At 68.4% G+C, this 20,087-nt stretch carries 19 protein-coding genes; 2 read left to right on the top strand and 17 right to left on the bottom strand.

Annotated elements, in window-relative coordinates:
• Positions 1–13: 13 nt before the first annotated feature.
• The 6 genes from AC1HIL_RS08750 to AC1HIL_RS08725 form a co-directional block, all read right to left on the bottom strand.
• Positions 14–751 (bottom strand): amino acid ABC transporter ATP-binding protein, encoded by a 738-nt coding sequence (locus tag AC1HIL_RS08750; protein ID WP_057590997.1) that lies wholly within the window; start codon positions 749–751, stop codon positions 14–16.
• A 38-nt stretch (positions 752–789) separates the two neighbouring features.
• A complete protein-coding gene (locus AC1HIL_RS08745) occupies positions 790–1,479 on the bottom strand; it encodes an amino acid ABC transporter permease (RefSeq protein ID WP_057590982.1) in 690 nt (229 codons plus the stop codon).
• A 1-nt stretch (position 1,480) separates the two neighbouring features.
• The gene (locus tag AC1HIL_RS08740) at positions 1,481–2,209 is read right to left on the bottom strand and encodes an amino acid ABC transporter permease (RefSeq protein WP_057590981.1); all 729 of its coding nucleotides are present in this window, start codon (positions 2,207–2,209) and stop codon (positions 1,481–1,483) included.
• Between the two features lie 92 nt (positions 2,210–2,301).
• A complete protein-coding gene (locus AC1HIL_RS08735) occupies positions 2,302–3,201 on the bottom strand; it encodes an amino acid ABC transporter substrate-binding protein (protein ID WP_057590980.1) in 900 nt (299 codons plus the stop codon).
• A gap of 168 nt (positions 3,202–3,369) precedes the next feature.
• Positions 3,370–4,824 carry an aspartate ammonia-lyase gene (locus tag AC1HIL_RS08730; RefSeq protein ID WP_057590979.1) on the bottom strand — a complete coding sequence of 485 codons (1,455 nt, stop codon included), beginning with the start codon at positions 4,822–4,824 and terminating at the stop codon, positions 3,370–3,372.
• Positions 4,825–5,062: 238 nt separating this feature from the next.
• Entirely contained in the window at positions 5,063–6,049 is a 987-nt protein-coding gene (locus AC1HIL_RS08725; RefSeq protein WP_057590978.1) for a LysR substrate-binding domain-containing protein, read from the bottom strand.
• Positions 6,050–6,158: 109 nt separating this feature from the next.
• On the opposite strand from AC1HIL_RS08725, the gene AC1HIL_RS08720 reads away from it, so the two are divergent.
• Positions 6,159–7,601, top strand: coding sequence for an amidase (locus tag AC1HIL_RS08720; protein WP_479671610.1), 1,443 nt, complete (start codon positions 6,159–6,161; stop codon positions 7,599–7,601).
• A 6-nt stretch (positions 7,602–7,607) separates the two neighbouring features.
• Here the strand turns inward: AC1HIL_RS08720 and AC1HIL_RS08715 are convergent, their stop codons facing one another.
• Entirely contained in the window at positions 7,608–8,546 is a 939-nt protein-coding gene (locus tag AC1HIL_RS08715) for a 2-hydroxyacid dehydrogenase (protein ID WP_479671609.1), read from the bottom strand.
• 39 nt (positions 8,547–8,585) lie between these two features.
• Positions 8,586–10,430 carry an ABCB family ABC transporter ATP-binding protein/permease gene (locus AC1HIL_RS08710; protein WP_057590975.1) on the bottom strand — a complete coding sequence of 615 codons (1,845 nt, stop codon included), beginning with the start codon at positions 10,428–10,430 and terminating at the stop codon, positions 8,586–8,588.
• A 41-nt stretch (positions 10,431–10,471) separates the two neighbouring features.
• Between AC1HIL_RS08710 and AC1HIL_RS08705 the strand changes: the two genes are divergently transcribed.
• Positions 10,472–10,900, top strand: a complete 429-nt coding sequence (locus tag AC1HIL_RS08705; RefSeq protein WP_057590974.1) for an acyl-CoA thioesterase — start codon at positions 10,472–10,474, stop codon at positions 10,898–10,900.
• Between the two features lie 15 nt (positions 10,901–10,915).
• On the opposite strand, the gene AC1HIL_RS08700 is transcribed toward AC1HIL_RS08705, so the two are convergent.
• From AC1HIL_RS08700 to AC1HIL_RS08660, 9 genes are all read right to left on the bottom strand, one after another.
• Entirely contained in the window at positions 10,916–12,022 is a 1,107-nt protein-coding gene (locus AC1HIL_RS08700; RefSeq protein WP_479672478.1) for an ABC transporter substrate-binding protein, read from the bottom strand.
• Positions 12,023–12,265: 243 nt separating this feature from the next.
• Positions 12,266–13,030: an enoyl-CoA hydratase gene (locus AC1HIL_RS08695; protein WP_208509310.1), complete on the bottom strand. Its 765-nt coding sequence runs from the start codon at positions 13,028–13,030 to the stop codon at positions 12,266–12,268.
• 37 nt (positions 13,031–13,067) lie between these two features.
• Positions 13,068–13,661, bottom strand: a complete 594-nt coding sequence (locus tag AC1HIL_RS08690) for a 2-hydroxychromene-2-carboxylate isomerase (protein WP_057590972.1) — start codon at positions 13,659–13,661, stop codon at positions 13,068–13,070.
• 65 nt (positions 13,662–13,726) lie between these two features.
• Complete coding sequence (locus tag AC1HIL_RS08685; protein WP_479671608.1) at positions 13,727–14,566, bottom strand: acyl-CoA thioesterase; 840 nt, start codon at positions 14,564–14,566, stop codon at positions 13,727–13,729.
• 27 nt (positions 14,567–14,593) lie between these two features.
• The gene (locus AC1HIL_RS08680; RefSeq protein ID WP_479671607.1) at positions 14,594–15,490 is read right to left on the bottom strand and encodes an alpha/beta hydrolase family protein; all 897 of its coding nucleotides are present in this window, start codon (positions 15,488–15,490) and stop codon (positions 14,594–14,596) included.
• A 53-nt stretch (positions 15,491–15,543) separates the two neighbouring features.
• Positions 15,544–16,740 (bottom strand): acetyl-CoA C-acyltransferase, encoded by a 1,197-nt coding sequence (locus AC1HIL_RS08675; protein WP_413761503.1) that lies wholly within the window; start codon positions 16,738–16,740, stop codon positions 15,544–15,546.
• A complete protein-coding gene (locus AC1HIL_RS08670) occupies positions 16,737–17,153 on the bottom strand; it encodes an endonuclease domain-containing protein (RefSeq protein WP_479671606.1) in 417 nt (138 codons plus the stop codon). Before AC1HIL_RS08670 ends, AC1HIL_RS08675 begins: the two co-directional genes overlap by 4 nt.
• Positions 17,154–17,213: 60 nt before the next feature.
• Positions 17,214–19,613 (bottom strand): 3-hydroxyacyl-CoA dehydrogenase/enoyl-CoA hydratase family protein, encoded by a 2,400-nt coding sequence (locus tag AC1HIL_RS08665; protein ID WP_479671605.1) that lies wholly within the window; start codon positions 19,611–19,613, stop codon positions 17,214–17,216.
• 37 nt (positions 19,614–19,650) lie between these two features.
• Entirely contained in the window at positions 19,651–20,085 is a 435-nt protein-coding gene (locus tag AC1HIL_RS08660; protein WP_296729136.1) for a DUF2147 domain-containing protein, read from the bottom strand.
• Between the last annotated feature and the right edge of the window lie 2 nt (positions 20,086–20,087).

Raw genomic sequence — 20,087 nt, 5'->3', positions numbered from 1 at the left:
CAAGGCGCAGCGTTCAGTGCTGCAGGATCTTGTTGAGGAAGTCCTTGGTGCGCGGCTGGCGGTTCTCGGGCTGGCCGAAGAACTCGTCCTTCGTGCAGTCCTCGAGGATGCGGCCGCCGACGTCGATGAAGATCACGCGGCTCGCGACCTTGCGGGCGAAGCCCATTTCGTGCGTGACCACCATCATGGTCATGCCTTCCTTGGCCAGGCTCACCATCACGTCGAGCACTTCGCCGACCATCTCGGGGTCGAGCGCCGAGGTGGGTTCGTCGAACAGCATCACGATCGGGTCCATGCTCAGCGCGCGGGCGATCGCCACGCGTTGCTGCTGGCCGCCCGAGAGCTGGCCCGGGAACTTGTCCTTGTGCGCCATCAGGCCCACGCGGTCGAGCATCTTGAGGCCGCGGGTCTTGGCCTCGTCGGGCGTGCGGCCCAGCACCTTGATCTGCGCGATCGTGAGGTTCTCGGTCACCGACAGGTGCGGGAACAGCTCGAAGTGCTGGAACACCATGCCGACCTTGGAGCGCAGCTTCGGCAGGTTGGTCTTGGGGTCGTGCAGCGGGATGCCGTTGACGGTGATCTCGCCCTTCTGGAAGGGTTCGAGCGCGTTCACGGTCTTGATGAGCGTGGACTTGCCCGAGCCCGAGGGACCGCAGACCACGACCACGTCGCCCTTGGCGATACTGACCGAGCAGTCGTTGAGCACCTGCACGGGGCCGTACCACTTGGAGACGTTCTTGATTTCGATCATTTTTTCGGACATTTCTTTCTCTCCGGTTCAGTGCTCTGTCAGCGGATGATGGCGATTTTCTTGTGCAGGCGCTTCACCAGGTACGACAGCGCATAGCACATCACGAAGTACACGACCGCGGCGAGCAGGTAGGCCTCGATCGGGCGGCCGAAGTTCTTGCCCGCGGTCTCGAAGCCCTTGAGCATGTCGTAGGCGCCGATGGCGTAGACCAGCGAGGTGTCCTGGAACAGGATGATGGTCTGCGTGAGCAGCACCGGCAGCATGTTGCGGAAGGCCTGCGGCAGCACCACGAGGCGCATGTTCTGGCCGTAGGTCATGCCCACCGCCTGGCCCGCGTTCACCTGGCCGCGCGGGATCGACTGGATGCCCGCGCGCATGATCTCGCTGAAGTAGGCGGCCTCGAACGCGACGAAGGTGATCACGGCCGAGATCTCGGAGCGGTAGTTGGAACCCACCGAGCCGAACAGCGAATAGAACGAGGCCGGCACCAGCAGGAAGAACCACAGGATCACCATCACCAGCGGGATGCTGCGCATGCCGTTGACGTAGAGCGCCGCGGGCGCATCGAGCCACTTCTTGCCCGACAGGCGCATGAGCGCGAGGATCGTGCCGAAGATCACGCCGCCGATCGTGGCCACCACCGTCAGCATGATGCTGAAGTAGAAGCCCTTGATGACGAAGTTGCTGATGACGTCCCAGTTGTAGAAGGACAGGTCGAGATTCATCATGTCAGTGTCCTCCGCCGCCGCTGGCCGAGACGATGAAGCCCGGCACGCGGGTCTTCTTCTCGATGAAGGCCATGAGCCGGTTGATGGCCAGGGCCGACACCACGTAGCACGCCGTCACCGCGAGGTAGACCTCGATGCCGCGCGAGGTTTCTTCCTGCGCCTGCATGGCGAACATGGTGAGCTCGGTGACCGACACGGCGAACGCGACGGACGAGTTCTTGAAGATGTTCATCGTCTCGCTCGTGAGCGGCGGGATGATGATGCGGTAGGCCATCGGCAGGATCACGTAGCGGTAGTACTGCGTCGTGGTGAAGCCCACCGCCATGCCCGCGTAGCGCTGGCCCTTGGGCAGCGCCTGGATGCCGGAGCGCACCTGCTCGGCGATACGCGCCGAGGTGAAGAAGCCCAGCGCCAGCACCACCAGGATGAAGCTGGGCACGCCCTTCATGACCGGAATCAGCGCCGGGATGACGTGGTACCAGAGGAAGATCTGCACCAGCAGCGGAATGTTGCGAAACAGCTCGACCCAGGCATTGCCCAGGCGCACCAGCCACGGGTTGTCGGGCAAGGTGCGGACGATGCCGACCAGCGAGCCCAACACCAACGCGACGATCAACGCCAACAGTGCCACGGACACCGTCCAGCCCCAGGCCGACAGCATCCATTGCAGGTAGGTCGGATATTCCCCCCCGGGGTCCTGCAGGAAGACCTGCCAATCCCAGTTGCCCATTTTCTTACTCCTTCGCCTTCTTCCGAAAATCAGTCCCTGAAAAGAAACGCCCACCGCGAAAGGTGGGCGTCATTCACGCAGCGACGCGACGCTTATTCCTTGGTGACGTACTCTTCAGCAGGCTTGTCGTTCGGGTTGGCCCACGCGTTCTTGGTGGCTTCGCCCAGCGGCAGGTTGATGGTGACGTTCGCCGGGGGGATCGGCTTCAGGAACCACTTGTCGTAGAGCTTGGCGAGCTCGCCCGACTTGGCCTGGGCCTTGATGCTGTCGTCCACGGCCTTCTTGAAGGCGGGGTCGTCCTTGCGGATCATGATGGCGATGGGCTCGACGGCCAGCACGTCCGGCAGGATCTTGTAGTCTTTGGGCGACTTCGACTTGGCGGCCAGCGCGGCCAGGATCGAGCCGTCCATCACGAAGGCGTCGGCACGGCCGGTCTCGAGCAGCAGGAAGCTGTCGGAGTGGTCCTTGCCGTAGACCTCCTTGAAGGTCAGGTTCTCGGCGCGCTTCTGCTTGCGCACGGTCTGCAGCGGCGTGGTGCCGGTGGTGGTGGCGACGGTCTTGTCCTTCAGGTCGGCCAGCGAGTTGATGCCCGAGTTCGCCTTCACGACGATCTTGGTTTCCTCGACGTAGGTGGTCACGCCGAAGGCCACGTCCTTCTGGCGCGTGGCGTTGTTGGTGGTGGAGCCGCACTCGATGTCGACGGTGCCGTTCTGCACCAGCGGGATGCGGTTCTGCGAGGTCACGGGCTGGTACTTGACTTCGAGCTTCTTGCCGGCGGCCTTCTCGAGGTCCTTGATGATGTTGGCGCAGACGTCGTAGTGGAAGCCGGTGTACTGGCCGTTGCCCAGCGTGTACGACAGACCCGAGGATTCGCGCACACCTTCGGTGATGACGCCCGATGCCTTGATCTTGGCCAGCGTGTCATTGGCCTGCGCCATCGCGCCGCCGGCGGCGAGCGCCGCGATTGCCAATGCCAGTACTTGCTTTTTCATACGGAAAACTCCTGAGGGTGACGGAAATGAGAGATACAACGAAATTCTAGACATGATGTCTCGGGGGAATACCCGGACCAACCCGGTGCATTTTCCCCGAGCCACGCACCGGGCGGGCGCATAAGGCGCTGCACTGGTGCGGACACGGGATTCGGCATTGTCGGGCTTTCACAAAGCAGCCTTTGTGCCCGACGGTTCCGCGGCCGGCGGCACCGGCACGGACAGGCGCACGGGCTGGGTCAGGTTCTCGGGCACCAGCAGCGCATCCATCTCGGCGCGCGTCATGATGCCCAGCGACTCGGCGACCAGGTCGATCGGCCCGCCCGTGGCCAGCGCGGTCTTGGCGATCAGCGCGGCCTTCTCGTAGCCGATCAGCGGATTGAGCGCGGTGACCAGCGTGACCGACTCGCGCACCCGCTTCGCCAGGAACTCGCGGTTGGCCTCGATGCCGTCGACGCAGTTCAGCTGCAGCGTCCTGCAGGCGTTGCCCAGGTGCTTGATGCTCTTGAACAGGCTCCAGCCCATGATCGGCTCGAAGGCGTTGAGCTGCAGCTGGCCGGCTTCGGACGCCAGGGTCACGGTGATGTCGTTGCCGATCACCTCGAAGGCCACCTGGTTCATCACCTCCGGGATCACCGGGTTGACCTTGCCCGGCATGATCGACGAGCCGGCCTGCCGCGCGGGCAGCCGGATCTCGCCGAAACCGGCCTGCGGGCCGCTCGAGAGCAGGCGCAGGTCGTTGCAGGTCTTGCTGAGCTTGGTGGCCACGCGCTTGAGCACGCCCGACAACTGCACGAAGGCGCCGGTGTCCTGCGTGGCCTCGATCAGGTTGGCGGCCTGCTTGAGCGGCACGCCGGTCTGCTCGGCCAGGTACTGGCAGGCCAGGTTGGCATAGCCGTGCGGCGCGTTGATGCCGGTGCCGATGGCGGTGGCGCCGAGGTTGATCTCCTCGATCAGCGCGCGCGCCTCGCCCAGGCGGGCCTCGTCCTCGCCGATCATGATGGCGTAGGTCAGGAACTCCTGGCCCAGGGTCATCGGCACCGCGTCCTGCAGCTGGGTGCGGCCGATCTTGAGCACGTCCTTGAACTCGAGCGCCTTGGCCTCGAAGCTGCGGCGCAGCGCCGCCATGGCCTCGAGCAGCTTGCCGATCGCGAACCACAGCGCCAGCCGCACGGCCGTCGGGTAGACGTCGTTGGTGCTCTGCGAGGCGTTGACGTGGTCGTTGGGGTGCAGCACGTCGTAGCGTGCCTTCTCGTGGCCCAGCTTCTCGAGCGCGAGGTTGCAGATGACCTCGTTGGCGTTCATGTTGGTCGAGGTGCCGGCGCCGCCCTGGATCACGTCGACCACGAACTCGTCGAGCAGCTTGCCCTCGATCAGGTCGTCGCAGGCCAGGATGATCGCGGCCGCGCGGTCGCGGTCGATCGCGCCGAGGTCGGCATTGGCGCGCGTGGCGGCCTTCTTCACGAAGGCCAGCGCGCGCACCAGGTCGGGCATGGCCGACACGCGGGTGCCGGAGATCGCGAAGTTCTCGACCGCCCGGGCCGTGTGCACGCCCCAGTAGGCGGCAACGGGAATCTGCTTCTCGCCGAGGAAGTCGTGTTCGGTTCTGAAGTTGGAGCCCATATCCCACCTCTCGGCTGAAAAAAAGCACGCGAGAACGCGTGCCATGGATTTGCGGTCGTTCGACCCGCGGCCGAAAAACTGCCCGGACTGTAGGGGCGTCATGGCACGGACGCCAATGCTGTTTACGGGAACACTTATGCCTGACTTTTATAGATTGTGCAGTGCACAAACCCGTTGCCAAAGGCTATACCCAAACGCCCGGCCCGACCAGCGGCGCTCCCCCTACGGGTTCCCGGAATCAGCGCGGCGGCTGGGTCCCGACGAGGTACGACCACAGCGCGTCGGCCGAGCTCTTGGGCTGCAGCGACTCGAGCCCGGCGGACTTGGCGGCGGCCCGGCCGCCCGTGCGCGGCTGCAGCGGCGCCTGCGGGCGCTCGCGGTAGGCGCGGATCTCCATCGTGGCCTCGAGCCGGTCGATCTCGGGCGGCAGCGCACTCACCAGCTTGCGCATGCGCACCTCCTTGCGCACCGCGCTCTGGGGCAGGAAGGCGATGCCGTGGCCTTCGAGCGCCATCACCTTCAGGCCCTCGGCCATGTCGGTCTCGTAGACCCGGTCGAGGTGGATCGCGGTGCCCGATTCCTTGAGCAGCTGGTCGACCACGCGTCCCAGGTAGGCGCCCGGCGCATAGCCCAGGTAGGGCAGCGGCTGGCCGGCGCGGCCCGGCAGCCGGTAGCGCGGCGCGCCCTCGGCGTCGGCCTTGACCCAGGGCGCGACGGTCTCCTCGCCCAGGCTCACCATCTCGTACTTGTTGGCGTCGAGCTGCAGCGGCTGCGAGGGATGGTGGTAGGCGATCAGCAGGTCGCAGCTGCCCTCGACCAGCCGCAGCACGGCGTCGTGCACGTTGAGCGCGATCAGCCGGCTCTTGATCGGGCCGAAGTGCTCGCGCAGGCTGGTGACCCACGAGGGGAAGAAGGTGAAGGCCAGCGTGTGCGGCACGGCGAACTCGATCACGTCCTGCCCGGCGGCCGAATGGCCGCGCAGCATGGCGCGCGTGCTCTGCAGCGCCTGCAGCATCTCGATCGCCTGGCTGTAGAGCGTCTGGCCCGCGGGCGTGAGCCGCGTGGGATAGGAGCTGCGGTCGACGAGGTCGGTGCCGGCCCAGCCCTCCAGCGCCTGGATGCGGCGCGAGAACGCCGGCTGGGTCACGTGCCGCAACTGGGCGGAGCGGCTGAAGCTGCGCGTTTCGGCCAGGCTGATGAAGTCTTCGAGCCACTTGGTTTCCATGGCGGGCGATTATCTGCCGCCGCGCGCGAAGCCGCGGCCGGCGGTGCTCGGGGACAACCCGCGCCCGGCTGCCACATACTGGCGGCTCGCCCTTTCCTCCCTCCACGCCATGCCCACCGACGACTTCCTCGACCTCAGCGCCACCGAGCTTTCCCGCCGCATCGCCGATCGCGGCCTCTCGTGCCGCGAGCTCATGCGAGCCACGCTGGCGCGCATCGACGCCCTGAACCCGCGCTTCAACGCCATCGTCTCGCTGCGGGACCCCGGCGCGCTGCTGGCCGAGGCCGACCAGCGCGACGCCGAGCTGGCGCGCGGCGAGCGCCGCGGCTGGATGCACGGCTTCCCGCTCGCGGTGAAGGACCTGAGCCACGCGGCCGGCCTGCCGACCTCGAAGGGCTCGCCCTTGCCGCCGCGCACGCCCGCGCGCACCGACAGCCTGCACGTGGCGCGCATGCGCGCGGCCGGCGCGGTCGTCATCGGCAAGACCAACACGCCCGAGTTCGGCCTCGGCTCCCACACCTACAACACGGTGTTCGGCACCACGCGCAACGCCTACGCGCCCGAGCGCAGCGCGGGCGGCAGCAGCGGTGGCGCGGCCGTGGCGCTGGCGCTCGGCATGCTGCCGGTGGCCGACGGCAGCGACATGATGGGTTCGCTGCGCAACCCGGCCGCCTTCAACAACGTGATCGGCATGCGGCCCTCGCGCGGGCGCGTGCCCGGCGATCCCGACGAGGAGCTGTTCTTCCAGCAGCTCGGTTGCGAAGGCCCGATGGCGCGCACGGTGGAGGACACCGCGCGGCTGCTCTCGGTGCAGGCCGGCTTCGACGGCCGCGTGCCGCTGTCCTCGCCGCACGCCCTGCCCGCGCCCGACGACTTGCGGATCGAGGGCGAGGTGCGCGGCCTGCGCATCGGCTGGCTCGGCAGCATCTGGAGCGACCTGCCGCTCGAGCCCGGCGTGCTCGCGCTCGGCGAGCAGGCGCTCGCCACCTTCCGCGCGCTGGGCTGCGAGGTCGAGCCCTGCACCCTCGACGTGCCGCGCGCCCACAACTGGAGCGCCTGGCTGCGCCTGCGCCAGCTGCTGGTGGGCGGCAAGCTCGGTGCCTACATGAACACGCCCGCGCTGGTCGAGCAGCTCAAGCCCGAGGCGCGCTGGGAGATCGAGCAGAGCCGGCACCTCGATGCCGCCTCGCTGTTCCAGGCCTCGGTGTGGCGCTCGAACGTCTACCGCGCCTTCCTCGCGCTGTTCGAGCGCTTCGACTTCGTGCTGGCGCCGACCGCGCAGGTCTTCCCCTTCGACGCCGAGCTGCACTGGCCCGCGCAGGTGGCCGGCGTGCCGAGCGACACCTACCACCGCTGGATGGAGATCGTCACGCCGTTCACGCTGGCGGGACTGCCCACGCTCAACGTGCGCGCGGGCTTCGGCGAGGCGGGCCTGCCGATGGGGCTGCAGCTCGCGGGGCCGATCCATGCGGACCTCGAGGTGCTGCGGCTCGGGCATGCGTACGACGAGGCCTGCGGGTGGGGCGACCGCAAGCCACCCGTGCTGGGCTGAGTTCGCTCAGACCGGCGTGAGAACCCCACGTCCCGCGAAGTGCCCCTCGGCATTCGCGATGAAATGGTCCACCGACTTCTGCGTCGCCTCGGGCGACCAGCCCGCCAGGTGCGGCGTCAGCAGCACGTTGTCGAGGCCGATCAGCTGTTGCGGCGGCTTCGGCTCGCTCTCGTAGACGTCGAGCGCCGCGCCCGCGATGCGGTTCTCGCGCAGCGCCGCGGCCAGCGCCTCGGTGTCGACCACGCTGCCGCGGCCGATGTTCACCAGGTAGCCCCGGGGGCCGATCGCGTCGAGCACCTCGGCATTCACCAGGTGGCGCGTGGCGGCGCCGCCGGGCGCGGCCAGCATCAGCACGTCGGCCCAGGCGGCCAGCGACTTCAGGTCGCCGAAGTAGCGGTGCGGCGAGCCCTCGCGCGGCGAACGGTTGTGATAGCCGACCTCCATGTCGAAGCCCGCCGCGCGCTTGGCGATCTTCTGGCCGATGGTGCCCAGGCCGAGGATGCCGAGCTTCTTGCCCGACACGTTCGGCGGCTGCGGGATCGACTCGCGCCACACGCCTTCGCGGCACTGGCGGTCGAGGGTGCGGAAGCCGCGCACGATGGCGATCAGCAGGCCGAAGGCATGGTCGGCCACGCAGTCGTCGTTGGTGCCGGCGCCGTTGGCGGTGACGATGCCGCGCGCGCGGGTCACCTCGAGCGGCACGCCCTCGAAGCCCGCGCCCAGGCAGCAGATGAGTTCCACCTGGGGCATGGCCTCGATCTCGGCCGGCGTGATGCCGATCACGCCGATCGTCAGCACGGCGCGGAATTCATGGCCGCGCGCGGCGATCGCGGCCGCGCGGGCTTCGTCGCCGAAGGCATAGGTCATGTCGTAGACCTCGGCAATCTGGGCCTGGTGGGCGCTCGAGAGGCTGTTGAGCACCAGCAGGGGAATCTTGGTCGACACGTCTGAACTCCTGGAATCGTCAAAAAAAGAATGATCGGGCTAGAGCAAGGGCGCCGCCTCGCTCTTCTGCAAAGCCCACATCTGCGCATAGCGGCCCTGCTTCGCGAGCAGTTCGCCATGGGTGCCGCGCTCGACGATCACGCCGGCCTCGAGCACCAGAATCTCGTGCGCGTCGACCACGGTCGACAGGCGGTGCGCGATCACCAGCGTGGTCTTGTCCTGCGCCGCGCTCTTGAGCTCGGCCTGGATCGCGCGCTCGTTGGCCGAGTCGAGCGCCGAGGTGGCCTCGTCGAAGATCACGATCGGCGGGTTCTTCAGCAGCGTGCGCGCGATCGCCACGCGCTGCTTCTCGCCGCCCGACAGCTTCAGGCCGCGCTCGCCCACCGTGGTGGCATAGCCCTGCGGCGTGGCGGCGATGAAGTCGTGGATGCGCGCCGCGCGGGCCGCCTCCTCGACCTCCGCGCGCGTGGCGCCCGGGCGACCGTAGGCGATGTTGTATTCGATCGTGTCGTTGAACAGCACCGTGTCCTGCGGCACGATGCCGATCGCGCGGCGCACGCTGGACTGCTGCACCGCGCGGATGTCCTCGCCGCCGATGGTGATGCGGCCCTGCTGCACGTCGTAGAAGCGGTAGAGCAGCCGCGCCAGCGTGGACTTGCCCGAGCCCGAGGGGCCCACCACCGCCACCGTCTTGCCCGCGGGGATCTCGAAGCTCACGTGCTTGAGGATCGGCCGCGCGGCCTCGTAGGCGAAGCTCACGTCCTCGAAGCGCACCGTGGCGTCGGCGCCGGCCAGCGGCTGCGCGCCGGGCGCGTCGCGCACCTCGCGCTCCTTCTCCATCAGCACGAACATCTTGTCGAGGTCGGTCAGGCTCTGCTTGATCTCGCGGTAGATCACGCCCAGGAAGTTGAGCGGGATGTAGAGCTGGATCATGAAGGCGTTGACCATCACCAGGTCGCCCAGGGTCATGCGGCCGTCGACCACGCCCGAGGTGGCGCGCCACAGCATCAGCACCAGGCTGATCGCGATCAGCGCCTGCTGCCCCGCGTTGAGCATGCTCAGCGTGCGCTGGCTGGTGATCGCGGCCTTGCGGTAGCGGTCGAGGCTGGCGTCGTAGCGCTTCGCCTCGAAGGCCTCGTTGTTGAAGTACTTGACGGTCTCGTAGTTCAGGAGCGAATCGACCGCGCGGCTCTGCGCCAGCGAGTCGAGCTCGTTCATGGTCTTGCGGAACTGGGTGCGCCACTCGGTCACGGTGACCGTGAAGCCGATGTAGAGCACCAGCGCCGCCAGCGTGATCCAGACGAACAGCGCATCGAATTTCACGCCGAGGATGGCGAGCACCAGCACCAGCTCGATGATGGTCGGCACGATGCTGTAGAGCGACATCGAGATCAGCGAATGCACGCCGCGCGTGCCGCGCTCGATGTCGCGCGTCATGCCGCCGGTCTGGCGCTCGAGGTGGAAGCGCAGGCTCAGCGAATGCAGGTGGCCGAACACCTCGAGCGCGATGCGGCGCGCCGCGCCCTCGGTGGCCTTGGCAAAGATCAGCTCGCGCAGCTCGTTGAAGAGCGAGGTGCTGAAGCGCAGCAGCCCGTAGGCCACCAGCAGCGCGATCGGCACCACGAGCAGCGCCTGCGCCATGTCGGGCTTGGGCGTCATGGCGTCGACCAGGTTCTTCAGCAGCAGCGGCACGCCGACGTTGGCCACCTTGGCCGCCACCATGAAGCCCAGCGCGAACAGCACGCGCCATTTGTAGTCCCAGAGGTAGGGAAAGAGGCGCCGCAGCGTGGCCCAGTCGGAGCGGTCGGCGCGCGCGGGCGCATGGCCGCCGGCGTGCGGTGGGGAGGAGGTGGGGGTGGAAACGGCTTCGCCGGCGCGGCGCATGAGGGACAATCGTGGTCGTTTTTCTGCCCTGATTGTTGCCCATGTCCGATTCCCCCAGTGCCGACGCCGCCGCCACCCTGAAGAGCCTGCCCACCGACATGGAGCTGGTGCTCAAGGTGATCCCGATGCCGGCGGACTGCAATGCCAACGGCGACATCTTCGGCGGCTGGGTCATGGCCCAGTGCGACCTGGCCGGCTCGGTGATCCCGGCGCGCTACGCCAAGGGGCGCCAGGCCACGGTGGCGGTCAACGAGTTCATCTTCAAGCAGCCGGTGCGCATCGGCGACATCCTGTCCTTCTATTCGAAGCTGGTGCGCATCGGCCGCACCTCGATCACCGTGACCGTGGAGGTCTTCGCCGAGCGCTTCCGGGCGCAGGGCGAGTACATCAAGGTGACGCAGGCCACCTTCACCTACGTGGCGATCGACGACAGCGGGCGGCCGCGGGCGATCGAGCAGCCGGCGGCCTGATCGGCCCGGGCAGCCTCACAGCGCCGGATCGCGCACCTTCTCGAAACGCTCGAACTCCCGGTTGATCCAGCGCCCGTCGCGGCGCTCGGTGCGGCGGATGTAGACCGTCTGCACGATGTCGCGCGTGTAGGCGTCGATCTCGATCGGGCCGCGCGGGCTCTCGAGCTTGAGGCCGCGGAAGGCGTCGATCAGTTTCTCGGGGCTGCCGCCGCCGCGCATCAGCGGCGAGGCCATCGCGAGGTCGAGCGCCGCGAAGGCATCGTGCGCGGCCACCGCGAAATAGCCGGGCCGCAGGTGCGAGCCGTACTCGGTCTCGAAGGCCGCGGCGAAGCGCCGGTTCTCGGGCGACTCGTGCGCGTACGAGTAGTGGTGGCTGGTGACCAGCCCCTCGGCCAGCTCGCCGATGTTCTGCAGGTAGTGGTCGTCGGTGGCCTCGCCGGTCGACAGCAGCCGGATGCCGGTGTCGGCCATGCCGCGGTCGCGCCAGGCGCGCAGGAAGCCCGCCGGCATCTGGCCCGAGGGCAGGAAGAAGAACACCGCCTGCGGCTTGAGTTCGCGCAGCCGCAGCATGTAGGCCGTGTAGTCCTGCGTGGCCAGCGGCACGCGCAGCATCGCGCCGACATTGCCGCCGCCGGCCGTGATGCCCGAGACGAAGGCGGTCTCGGCATCGACGCCCGAGGCGTAGTCGGCCGTCACGGTGCAGACCTCGCGCAGCCCCTCCTTGAGCGCCCAGCGCGCCAGCGGCAGCGTGACCTGCGCGATGGTGAAGGACACGCGCACCGTGTAGGGCGAGCGCGCGGTGATGCCCGAGGAGGCGGCGTTCATGACCACCGTGGGCACCTTGGCCTGCGTGGCGACGGCCGCCACCGCATAGGCGTTGGAGCTGAAGTGCAGGCCGGTCAGCAGGTCGACGCGCTCGTTCTCCACCAGGTCGAGCGCGAGCCGGCGCGCCATGTCGGGTGCGCTCACGGGCACGTCTCGCCGCAGCAGTTCGACCGGGCGGCCCGCGATCTGCTGGTTGTGCGCACCGAGCCAGATCGCCATGCCGGCGTCGAACTGCCGCCCGCCACCGATGTAGGCGCCCGACCAGGGGCCGATGACGCCGATGCGTAGCGGCCGCACGCGCGCGAGCACCACCGAGGGCGCCGCCAATGTGGCGCCGAGCAGGCCCAGGGCTTGCCTGCGGGTCGGTCGAGTTGCTACCTTTTCAGTAGCATCGAACGACCGCTGGGTGCGGGCTGCTGGCGTGTGTAACTGGAGGACTGGCACGCGAATCAGTGTACGCGTGCGACCCCGCCGAAGGGGCCCCGGCGGCTTGTGGAAAGCCCGTAGAACGCAGGTTGTAGGTACCGACCCGCAGCGCGCTCAGAGCTTCGAGAAATCCGGCTTGCGCTTTTCCATGAAGGCGCCGAAGGCCTCGCGCGCCGCGGGCTCGCGCAGCATGCGGCCGAAGCTCGCGCCCTCCTCGTCCATGCGCTCGATGACCGCGGGCAGCTGCGCCTTCTTGAGCAGCCGCTTGGTCTCGACCAGCGCGCTCAGCGGCTTGGCCGCGAGCTTGCGCGCCTGGGTCTGGGCGATGGCATTGGCCTCGGTCGGCGGCACCACGCGGTTGACCAGGCCGACCTCGAGCGCGGCCTCGGCCATGAAGGGCTCGCCCAACAGCAGCGCCTCGGCCGCGCGGTGGTAGCCGAGCATCTGCGGCACCAGCAGGCTCGAGGCCGCCTCGGGGCACAGGCCGAGGTTGACGAAGGGCATCGAGAAGGCCGCGTTGTCGCCCGCGTAGACCAGATCGCAATGGAACAGCATCGTGGTGCCGATGCCCACGGCCGGGCCGCAGACGGCCGCGACGATCGGCTTCGGGAAGGTCGCGATGCCGCGCAGGAAGCGGAACACCGGCGAGTCCTTGCCCGCGGGCGGCGCGTTGAGGAAGTCGCCGATGTCGTTGCCGGCGCTGAAGATGGTCGGGTCGCCCTGGATCAGCACGCAGCGCACGGCCGCGTCGCCTTCGGCCTTGGCCAGCGCATCGGCCAGCTCGGCATACATGGCGCTGGTGATCGAGTTCTTCTTGTCGACGCGGTTGAAGGTGATGGTCATCACGCCGGCTTCGGCGTGGACGAGGATGTCGCTCATGGCTTGTGTCCTGTGGAAAGAAGAAAGAGAAAAGGGATCAGGCCGCCAGCGCCTCGCGCACGAAGTCGAGCCGGTCCTGGCCCCAGAACATGTCGCTGCCCACGAACATGGTGGGCGCGCCGAACACGCCGCGCGCCACGGCCTCCTGCGTGACGGCCTTCAGGCGGTCCTTCACGTCCTGCCGGCCCGCGAGCGCGAGCAGCGCGGCCGGGTCGAAGCCCGCGGCCTGCAGCACCGCGCCAACCTCGGCCGGATCGTTGAGGTTGCGCGGCTCGACCCACATCGCGTGGTAGATCGCGTCGACATAGGCCGCGAAGCGCGCGGGCTGTTCCATCTGCACGCCGGTGGCGCCGCGCATCAAGAGCAGCGTGTTGATCGGGAAGTGCGGGTTGTGCACGAAGGGCACGCCGTAGCGCTTCGCGAAGCGCTGCAGGTCGGTCGTCATGTACGACCCCTTGGGCGCGATCTCGGCCGGCGAGTGGTTGCCCGTGGCCTGGAACACGCCGCCCAGCAGCATCGGTTTCCAGACCAGCTCGGCGCCGGTGTCTGCGCACACGTGGGGCAGCTGGGTCGCGGCGAGGTAGGCGGCGGGGCTGCCGAAATCGAAATAGAACTCGACGGTCTTCGTCATGCGGCGTTGTCTCCTGGGTGGGCTGGATTCTCTCCGGGCGGCCGCGGGCCTTGCGAAACCGGAGGCTATTCCTTGTAGTAGACGATCTGGTTCGAGGTCGCGAGCAGCACGCCGGCCTCGCTCCACAGCTGCGCGGTCTGGTCGAAGAAGCCGTTGAAGAACTGCTGCCCCGTCGCCTGCCCGAGCAGGAAGCCGGTGCCGACCTCGGCCAGTTGCGCCGCGTCGGCGTGGAAGTAGGTGGTGATCGACACGGTGCCGGCCGGCACGTGCTTGGCGCGGCGCAGCCAGATGCGCGGATAGAACACGTCGCTCATCGCCGCGAGCGAGGGCAGGTCGAGCGGCCGCGCCTGCGCGTCGCGCACCCAGATGCGGGTCTCGCTGTGCTGCAGGCTGCCGTCCCACTGCGCGGGAATGCCGCCGCTGAACGGGCGCATCTCGTACTGCTGCACCCAGGCCACGCCGGCCGGGCCGATGCGGATCGGCTCGACGGCCTCGGGCTTCGGCACCTCGGGCATGGCGAGGTCGCTCCGGCTCCAGGTCTCGCGCCGCGCGGCCGTCACCACGGTGGCGGTGGTCGTCATGTTCGGCGCGCCACCCGCGCCGGGTTGCGTGATCTGCACGGTCCAGTGCTGGGTCGAACGGTTGGTGCGCACCGCGGTCGCCTGCACGTCGAAGGCACCGGCCTCGAGCGCGGCCGCGTAGTTCACGGTCAGTGCGATCGGCGTGCCCAGCAGGTCCGGATGCTGCAGCACCGACTGCAGCGCGACCGCCGCGGTGGTGCCGCCGAAGGGACCGACCATGTTCCAGTAGTCGGGGCTGGTGGTGCCGGTGAAGTGGCCCGCGCGCAGGTCGCTGTGCTGCAGCGCGATGGCCTTGTCGAAGGGGTGGGGAGTGCTCGTGCTCATGGCCGCAGTGTGCTCCGGCGCGCGGCCTCAGGCAGTCGTGTGCGGGACGCCGGGGGCGGTCGTCAACGCGCCCAGCCGATGCAGCTTGTCGACCGTGGCGGGCCACAGGCTCTGGCTGAACTGCTCGCGGAAGAAGCCGAAGTGGCCGATGCGCCGCGCCTGCACGTCGGCCGGCGCGATGCGTTCGATGGCGCGCGGTGCCTGATCGTAGAAGCTCACCAGGCTGTGCGTGCCGGCCAGCGTCATCAGCTCGTCGTCGGTCATCGACAGCGCGAGCACCGGGAAGCGCACGCGGCTGTAGCTCCTTTGCGCCAGCTCGCCCTCGGCACCCACGCTGTAGCGCGGGTTCAGGCACCAGCGCCGCCATTGCAGGATCACGCCGCGCGGCAGGTCGCCCACCTTCCTGAGCTTGCGGCCCGGGAAGTAGCCGCACAGCCGCGTGACCAGCGGCACCAGCACGAACCAGAAGTAGAGGATGCTGCGCTTGAGCCGCGGCGCGTTCTCGCGCCAGTAGCCGCTGCCGGCCGCGATGCTCACCAGGCCGTCGACCTGCTCGGGGCGCTGCAGGAAGCCCGGCAGCTGCGCGCCGAGGCTGTGGCCCAGCAGGTAGAGCGGCTGCGCGGGCAGCGCGGCCTTGGCGGCGTCGATGACCGCTTCGTAGTCGCGCGCCCAGTCGAACAGGTCGGCCTCGAAGCCGCGCAGCGAGGCGGCGCGGCGCGAGTCGCCCGAGCCGCGGTAGTCGAAGGTCCAGACGCGCAGCCCCTGGCCCGCGAGCCAGCGCGCGAAGGCCTCGTAGAAGGACTGGCGCACGCCCATGGCGCCGCCGATCACGATGCTGGCGCGCGGCGCGCCCGCGGGTTCGTAGCGGCGCACCGCCAGTTCGTGCGTGCCGCCGTCGACCGGCAACTGCTGCGTCTGATGCATGGCTTGTCTCCTTCTGGCGCCGGCCCTCGTCGCGTGGCCTGGCGCGTGATCGATCAGACGCGCTCGAAGATGCCGGCGGCGCCCTGCCCCATGCCCACGCACATCGTGACCATGCCGTACTTGAGCTTCTCGCGCTGCAGCGCGTGCACCACCGTGGCCGAGCGGATCGCGCCGGTCGCGCCCAGCGGATGGCCCAGCGCGATCGCGCCGCCCATCGGGTTGACCTTCGACGGGTCGAGCCCCAGGGTGTTGATGACCGCGAGCGACTGGGCCGCGAAGGCTTCGTTGAGCTCGATCCAGTCGATGTCCTGCTGGCTCAGGCCGGCATAGCGCAGCGCCGCGGGAATCGCCTCGATCGGACCGATGCCCATGATGTGCGGCGGCACGCCCTTGCTCGCGAAGCTCACGAAGCGCGCCAGCGGCGTCAGGCCGAACTGCTTGACCGCCTTCTCGCTCGCCAGGATCAGCGCACCCGCGCCGTCGGAGGTCTGCGAGCTGTTGCCGGCCGTGACCGTGCCGCGCGCGGCGAACACGGTGCGCAGCCTGGCGAGGCCTTCGATGCTGGTATCGGGGCGCGCGCCTTCGTCGAGGTTCACGGTGCGCGTGGTCGCGATCGCTTCGCCGCTCTCGAGGTCGGGCGCGCGGTCGGTCACCTCGATCGGCGTGATCTCGTCCGCGAACTTGCCGGCCTTCTGCGCGGCCAGCGCCTTCTGGTGCGAGGCCAGCGCGAATTCGTCCTGGGCCTGGCGGCTCACCTTCCACTGCTGCGCGACCTTCTCGGCCGTGAGGCCCATGCCGTAGGCGATGCCCACGTCGCCGTCGCGCTCGAAGATGGAGGGCGACAGCGAGGGCGAGTTGCCCATCATCGGCACCATGCTCATGCTCTCGACGCCGGCCGCGATCATCACGTCGGCCTCGCCGACGCGGATGCGGTCGGCCGCCATCTGCACCGCCGACAGGCCCGAGGCGCAGAAGCGGTTGACCGTGATGCCACCGACGCTGGTCGGCAGGCCCGCGAGCACCGCGCCGATGCGCGCGACGTTCAGGCCCTGCTGCGCCTCGGGGATCGCGCAGCCGCAGATGATGTCCTCGATGGCCTTCGGGTCGAGACCGGGCACTGCCGCCAGCGCGGCCTTCAGCGTGGTCGCGAGCAGGTCGTCGGGACGGTGGTTGCGGAAGTAGCCGCGGTGCGACTTGCCGATGGGGGTGCGGGTGGCCGCGACGATGTAGGCGTCTTGTACTTGTTTCATGGAAGGCTCCTGGATTTGGCTCCTTCCCCCTCTGGGGGAAGGTCGGGATGGGGGCACGCGGCCGTCAATTCGGCGAGTCGGTTGACGATCGCCTGCAGCACCCCTTCAAGATTCACGAATGGATCGTTCGATCCGAAACGCAGCACATCGAATCCCTGGGCACGCAGGAAGGCGTCGCGCCGAGCGTCGTAGTCTGCTTGCGCCTGATGCTGCGATCCATCGAGTTCGACGATCAGCTTCGGATCGAGGCATGCGAAGTCGGCGATGTAATTGCCCAGCGGATGCTGCCGGCGGAACTTCACGCCCAATTGCTCGCCACGCAGACCGCTCCAGAGCTTGCGCTCCGAGTCGGTCATCTCGCGCCTCAGGGCGCGGGCGTTCCGCTGTGCATTGGAAGAGGATTGGTTCTGCATGGGCTGCTTGCCCCCATCCCGGCCTTCCCCCAGAGGGGGAAGGAGGAAGAGGGGTCCGCATCAGTTCCGCACCGGCTTCCCCGTACTTAGCATCCCCATGATCCGCTCCTGCGTCTTGGGGTGCACGATGAGCGAGCAGAACGCCTTGCGTTCCAGCGCCATCAGGTATTCCTCGGTCACGAGCGAGCCCGCGTCCACGTCGCCGCCGGTGACCACGTTCGCGATCAGGCTCGCGATGTGGAAGTCGTGCGCGCTGATGAAGCCGCCATCGCGCATGTTCACGAGCTGGCCCTTGATCGTCGCGGCGCCGCTGCGGCCCGCCACGCGGAAGGTGCGGCGCAGCGGCGGGCGGTAGCCGGCGTCGGCCATGGCCTTGGCCTGCTGCAGCGCCACGTAGAGCAGCTCGTCCTTGTTCGGCACGATCACGTCGCTGTCGAGCAGGTAGCCGAGCTTCCTCGAATCGAGCGCGCCGGTGCCCACCTTGGCCATCGCCGCGGCCGTGAAGCCTTCGGTGAGGAAGGGCAGCAGGTCGGTGCCGGTCGAGGCCGAGGCGTTCTCGGCCGCGCGGCGCGCGATGTAGGTCAGGCCGCCGGCGCCGGGGATCAGGCCCACGCCGACCTCGACCAGGCCGATGTAGCTTTCCATCGCCGCCACGCGCTTCGACGAGTACACGGCCAGTTCGCAACCGCCGCCCAGCGCCAGGCCGCGCACGGCCGAGACCACCGGCACGTTGGCATAGCGGATCTTGAGCATCACGTTCTGCAGCTCTTCCTCCGCGCCCTCGACCGCGCCGATGCCCGCGACCACGAAGGCCGGCAGCATCGCCTGCAGGTCGGCACCGACCGAGAACATCTCGTCGGGCGACCAGATCACCAGGCCCTTGTATTCGGCCTCGGCCAGGTCGACCGCAGCGCCCAGCGCCTCTGCCACGTCGGGGCTGATGGCGTGCATCTTCGAATGGATGCTCGCGATCAGCACCTCGCCGTCGAGCGTCCACACGCGCACGTCGCCTTCGTCGCTGATCGTGGTGCCGGCCGTGTTGGCATCGGCTGCGTTCGCGCCGAGCACGCTCTCGGGGAACAGCTGGCGCGCATGCACCGGCAGCTTGCGCTGCGGCACAAACTTGTTCTGCGAGGCGCTCCACGAGCCTTCGGGCGTGTGCACGCCGCCGGCCTCGGCCACCGGGCCTTCGAACACCCACTTCGGCAGCGGCGCGCTGCTCAGCGCCTTGCCGGCGTCGATGTCCTCCTGCACCCACTTCGCGACCTGCGCCCAGCCGGCTTCCTGCCAGAGCTCGAACGGGCCCTGCTTCATGCCGAAGCCCCAGCGCATCGCGAAGTCGATGTCGCGCGCGCTCTCGGCGATGTCGCCCAGGTGCACGGCGGCGTAATGGAAGCCGTCGCGCAGGATCGCCCAGAGGAACTGGCCCTGCGGCCCTTCGCTCTCGCGCAAGAGCTTCAGGCGCTCGCCCGCGGGCTTCTTGAGCATGCGGCCGTAGACCTCGTCGGCCTTGGCGCCGGCGGGCACGTAGTCGCCGCTCTGGAGGTCGAAGCGCAGGATGTCGCGGCCCACCTTCTTGAAGAAACCGGCCTTGGTCTTCTGGCCCAGGTTCTTCAGTTCCAGCAGCTTGGCGAGCACCGGCGGCGTCGCGAAGTTGGCGTAGAAGGGATCGGTCTCGGCACTCAGGTTGTCCTGCAGCGTCTTCACCACGTGGGCCATGGTGTCCAGGCCCACCACGTCGGCGGTGCGGAAGGTGCCCGAGCTCGCGCGGCCCAGCTTCTTGCCCGTGAGGTCGTCCACCACGTCGGGCGTGAGGCCGAACTTCTCGACTTCCTTGAGCGTGGCCAGCATGCCGGCGATGCCGACGCGGTTGGCGATGAAGTTGGGCGTGTCGTGCGCGCGCACCACGCCTTTGCCGAGCGTGCTGGTGACGAAGGCCTCGAGGTCGTCGAGCACCTGCGGCTGCGTGGTGGGCGTGTTGATCAGCTCCACCAGGAACATGTAGCGCGGCGGATTGAAGAAGTGGATGCCGCAGAAGCGCGGCTTCAGCGCTTCGGGCAATGCCTCGCTGAGCTTGGTGATCGACAGGCCCGAGGTGTTCGAGGCCAGGATCGCGTGCCTGGCGACGTGCGGCGCGATCTTCTTGTAGAGATCGAGCTTCCAGTCCATGCGCTCGGCGATCGCCTCGATCACCAGGTCGCACTCGCCGAGCAGGTCGAGGTTGTCGTCGTAGTTGGCCTGTTCGATCAGGCCCACGTCGGCCACGTCGCCCAGCGGCGCGGGCTTGAGCTTCTTGAGGTTGTCGATGGCGCGCGTGACGATGCCGTTCTTCGGGCCTTCCTTGGCCGCCAGGTCGAACAGCACCACCGGCACGCGCACGTTGACGAGGTGGGCCGCGATCTGCGCGCCCATCACGCCGGCGCCGAGCACGGCGACCTTCTTCACTTGAAATCGGGACATGTTTGGTATTTCTTGGATAGGTTGCGCGCAGGCTTGCTTACTGCACGCGGTTCCAGGTTTGGGTGCGCCAGAAGGGGCCGAGATAGCCGCGCACTTCGAGCTTCTTGCCGCCGTCGATCGGCGTGAAGCTCGCGCGGTATTCCTTGCCGTTCTCGGGGTCGAGGATCTTCCCGCCCTCCCAGACGTCCTTGCCGTCGGCCTTCTTGCCGCCGCGGATGATCTCCAGGCCGGCGATCGGCTGGCCCTTGCGGTCGTCCGAGCATTCGTCGCAGACCGCGTCGGGCTTGCCGTCCTTCTTCAACGACTTCTCGATGCGGCCGACGAGCGCGCCGCCGGTCTCGCCGATGCGGATCTCGGCCTTGGCCTCGCCAGTCTTGTCGTCGACGTTGCGCCACAGGCCCACCGGGGTGGTCTGGGCCAGGGCCGTGACCGAGGTCGCGACGAGGACGAGGGCTGCAAGCGTTGCTTTCATGG

This window comes from Variovorax sp. ISS6, from assembly GCF_056523145.1.
The sequence above is the reverse complement of the archived record's forward strand: the minus strand, read 5'-3'. Positions and strand labels throughout refer to the sequence as shown.

What these genes read in the sequence shown, in the direction of transcription:
- AC1HIL_RS08750 (WP_057590997.1), bottom strand. Translation starts at nt 751, where the DNA reads ATGATCGAAATCAAGAACGTCTCCAAGTGGTACGGCCCCGTGCAGGTG.
- AC1HIL_RS08745 (WP_057590982.1), bottom strand. Translation starts at nt 1,479, where the DNA reads ATGATGAATCTCGACCTGTCCTTCTACAACTGGGACGTCATCAGCAAC.
- AC1HIL_RS08740 (WP_057590981.1), bottom strand. Translation starts at nt 2,209, where the DNA reads ATGGGCAACTGGGATTGGCAGGTCTTCCTGCAGGACCCCGGGGGGGAA.
- AC1HIL_RS08735 (WP_057590980.1), bottom strand. Translation starts at nt 3,201, where the DNA reads ATGAAAAAGCAAGTACTGGCATTGGCAATCGCGGCGCTCGCCGCCGGC.
- AC1HIL_RS08730 (WP_057590979.1), bottom strand. Translation starts at nt 4,824, where the DNA reads ATGGGCTCCAACTTCAGAACCGAACACGACTTCCTCGGCGAGAAGCAG.
- AC1HIL_RS08725 (WP_057590978.1), bottom strand. Translation starts at nt 6,049, where the DNA reads ATGGAAACCAAGTGGCTCGAAGACTTCATCAGCCTGGCCGAAACGCGC.
- AC1HIL_RS08720 (WP_479671610.1), top strand. Translation starts at nt 6,159, where the DNA reads ATGCCCACCGACGACTTCCTCGACCTCAGCGCCACCGAGCTTTCCCGC.
- AC1HIL_RS08710 (WP_057590975.1), bottom strand. Translation starts at nt 10,430, where the DNA reads ATGCGCCGCGCCGGCGAAGCCGTTTCCACCCCCACCTCCTCCCCACCG.
- AC1HIL_RS08705 (WP_057590974.1), top strand. Translation starts at nt 10,472, where the DNA reads ATGTCCGATTCCCCCAGTGCCGACGCCGCCGCCACCCTGAAGAGCCTG.
- AC1HIL_RS08695 (WP_208509310.1), bottom strand. Translation starts at nt 13,030, where the DNA reads ATGAGCGACATCCTCGTCCACGCCGAAGCCGGCGTGATGACCATCACC.
- AC1HIL_RS08690 (WP_057590972.1), bottom strand. Translation starts at nt 13,661, where the DNA reads ATGACGAAGACCGTCGAGTTCTATTTCGATTTCGGCAGCCCCGCCGCC.
- AC1HIL_RS08685 (WP_479671608.1), bottom strand. Translation starts at nt 14,566, where the DNA reads ATGAGCACGAGCACTCCCCACCCCTTCGACAAGGCCATCGCGCTGCAG.
- AC1HIL_RS08680 (WP_479671607.1), bottom strand. Translation starts at nt 15,490, where the DNA reads ATGCATCAGACGCAGCAGTTGCCGGTCGACGGCGGCACGCACGAACTG.
- AC1HIL_RS08675 (WP_413761503.1), bottom strand. Translation starts at nt 16,740, where the DNA reads ATGAAACAAGTACAAGACGCCTACATCGTCGCGGCCACCCGCACCCCC.
- AC1HIL_RS08670 (WP_479671606.1), bottom strand. Translation starts at nt 17,153, where the DNA reads ATGCAGAACCAATCCTCTTCCAATGCACAGCGGAACGCCCGCGCCCTG.
- AC1HIL_RS08665 (WP_479671605.1), bottom strand. Translation starts at nt 19,613, where the DNA reads ATGTCCCGATTTCAAGTGAAGAAGGTCGCCGTGCTCGGCGCCGGCGTG.
- AC1HIL_RS08660 (WP_296729136.1), bottom strand. Translation starts at nt 20,085, where the DNA reads ATGAAAGCAACGCTTGCAGCCCTCGTCCTCGTCGCGACCTCGGTCACG.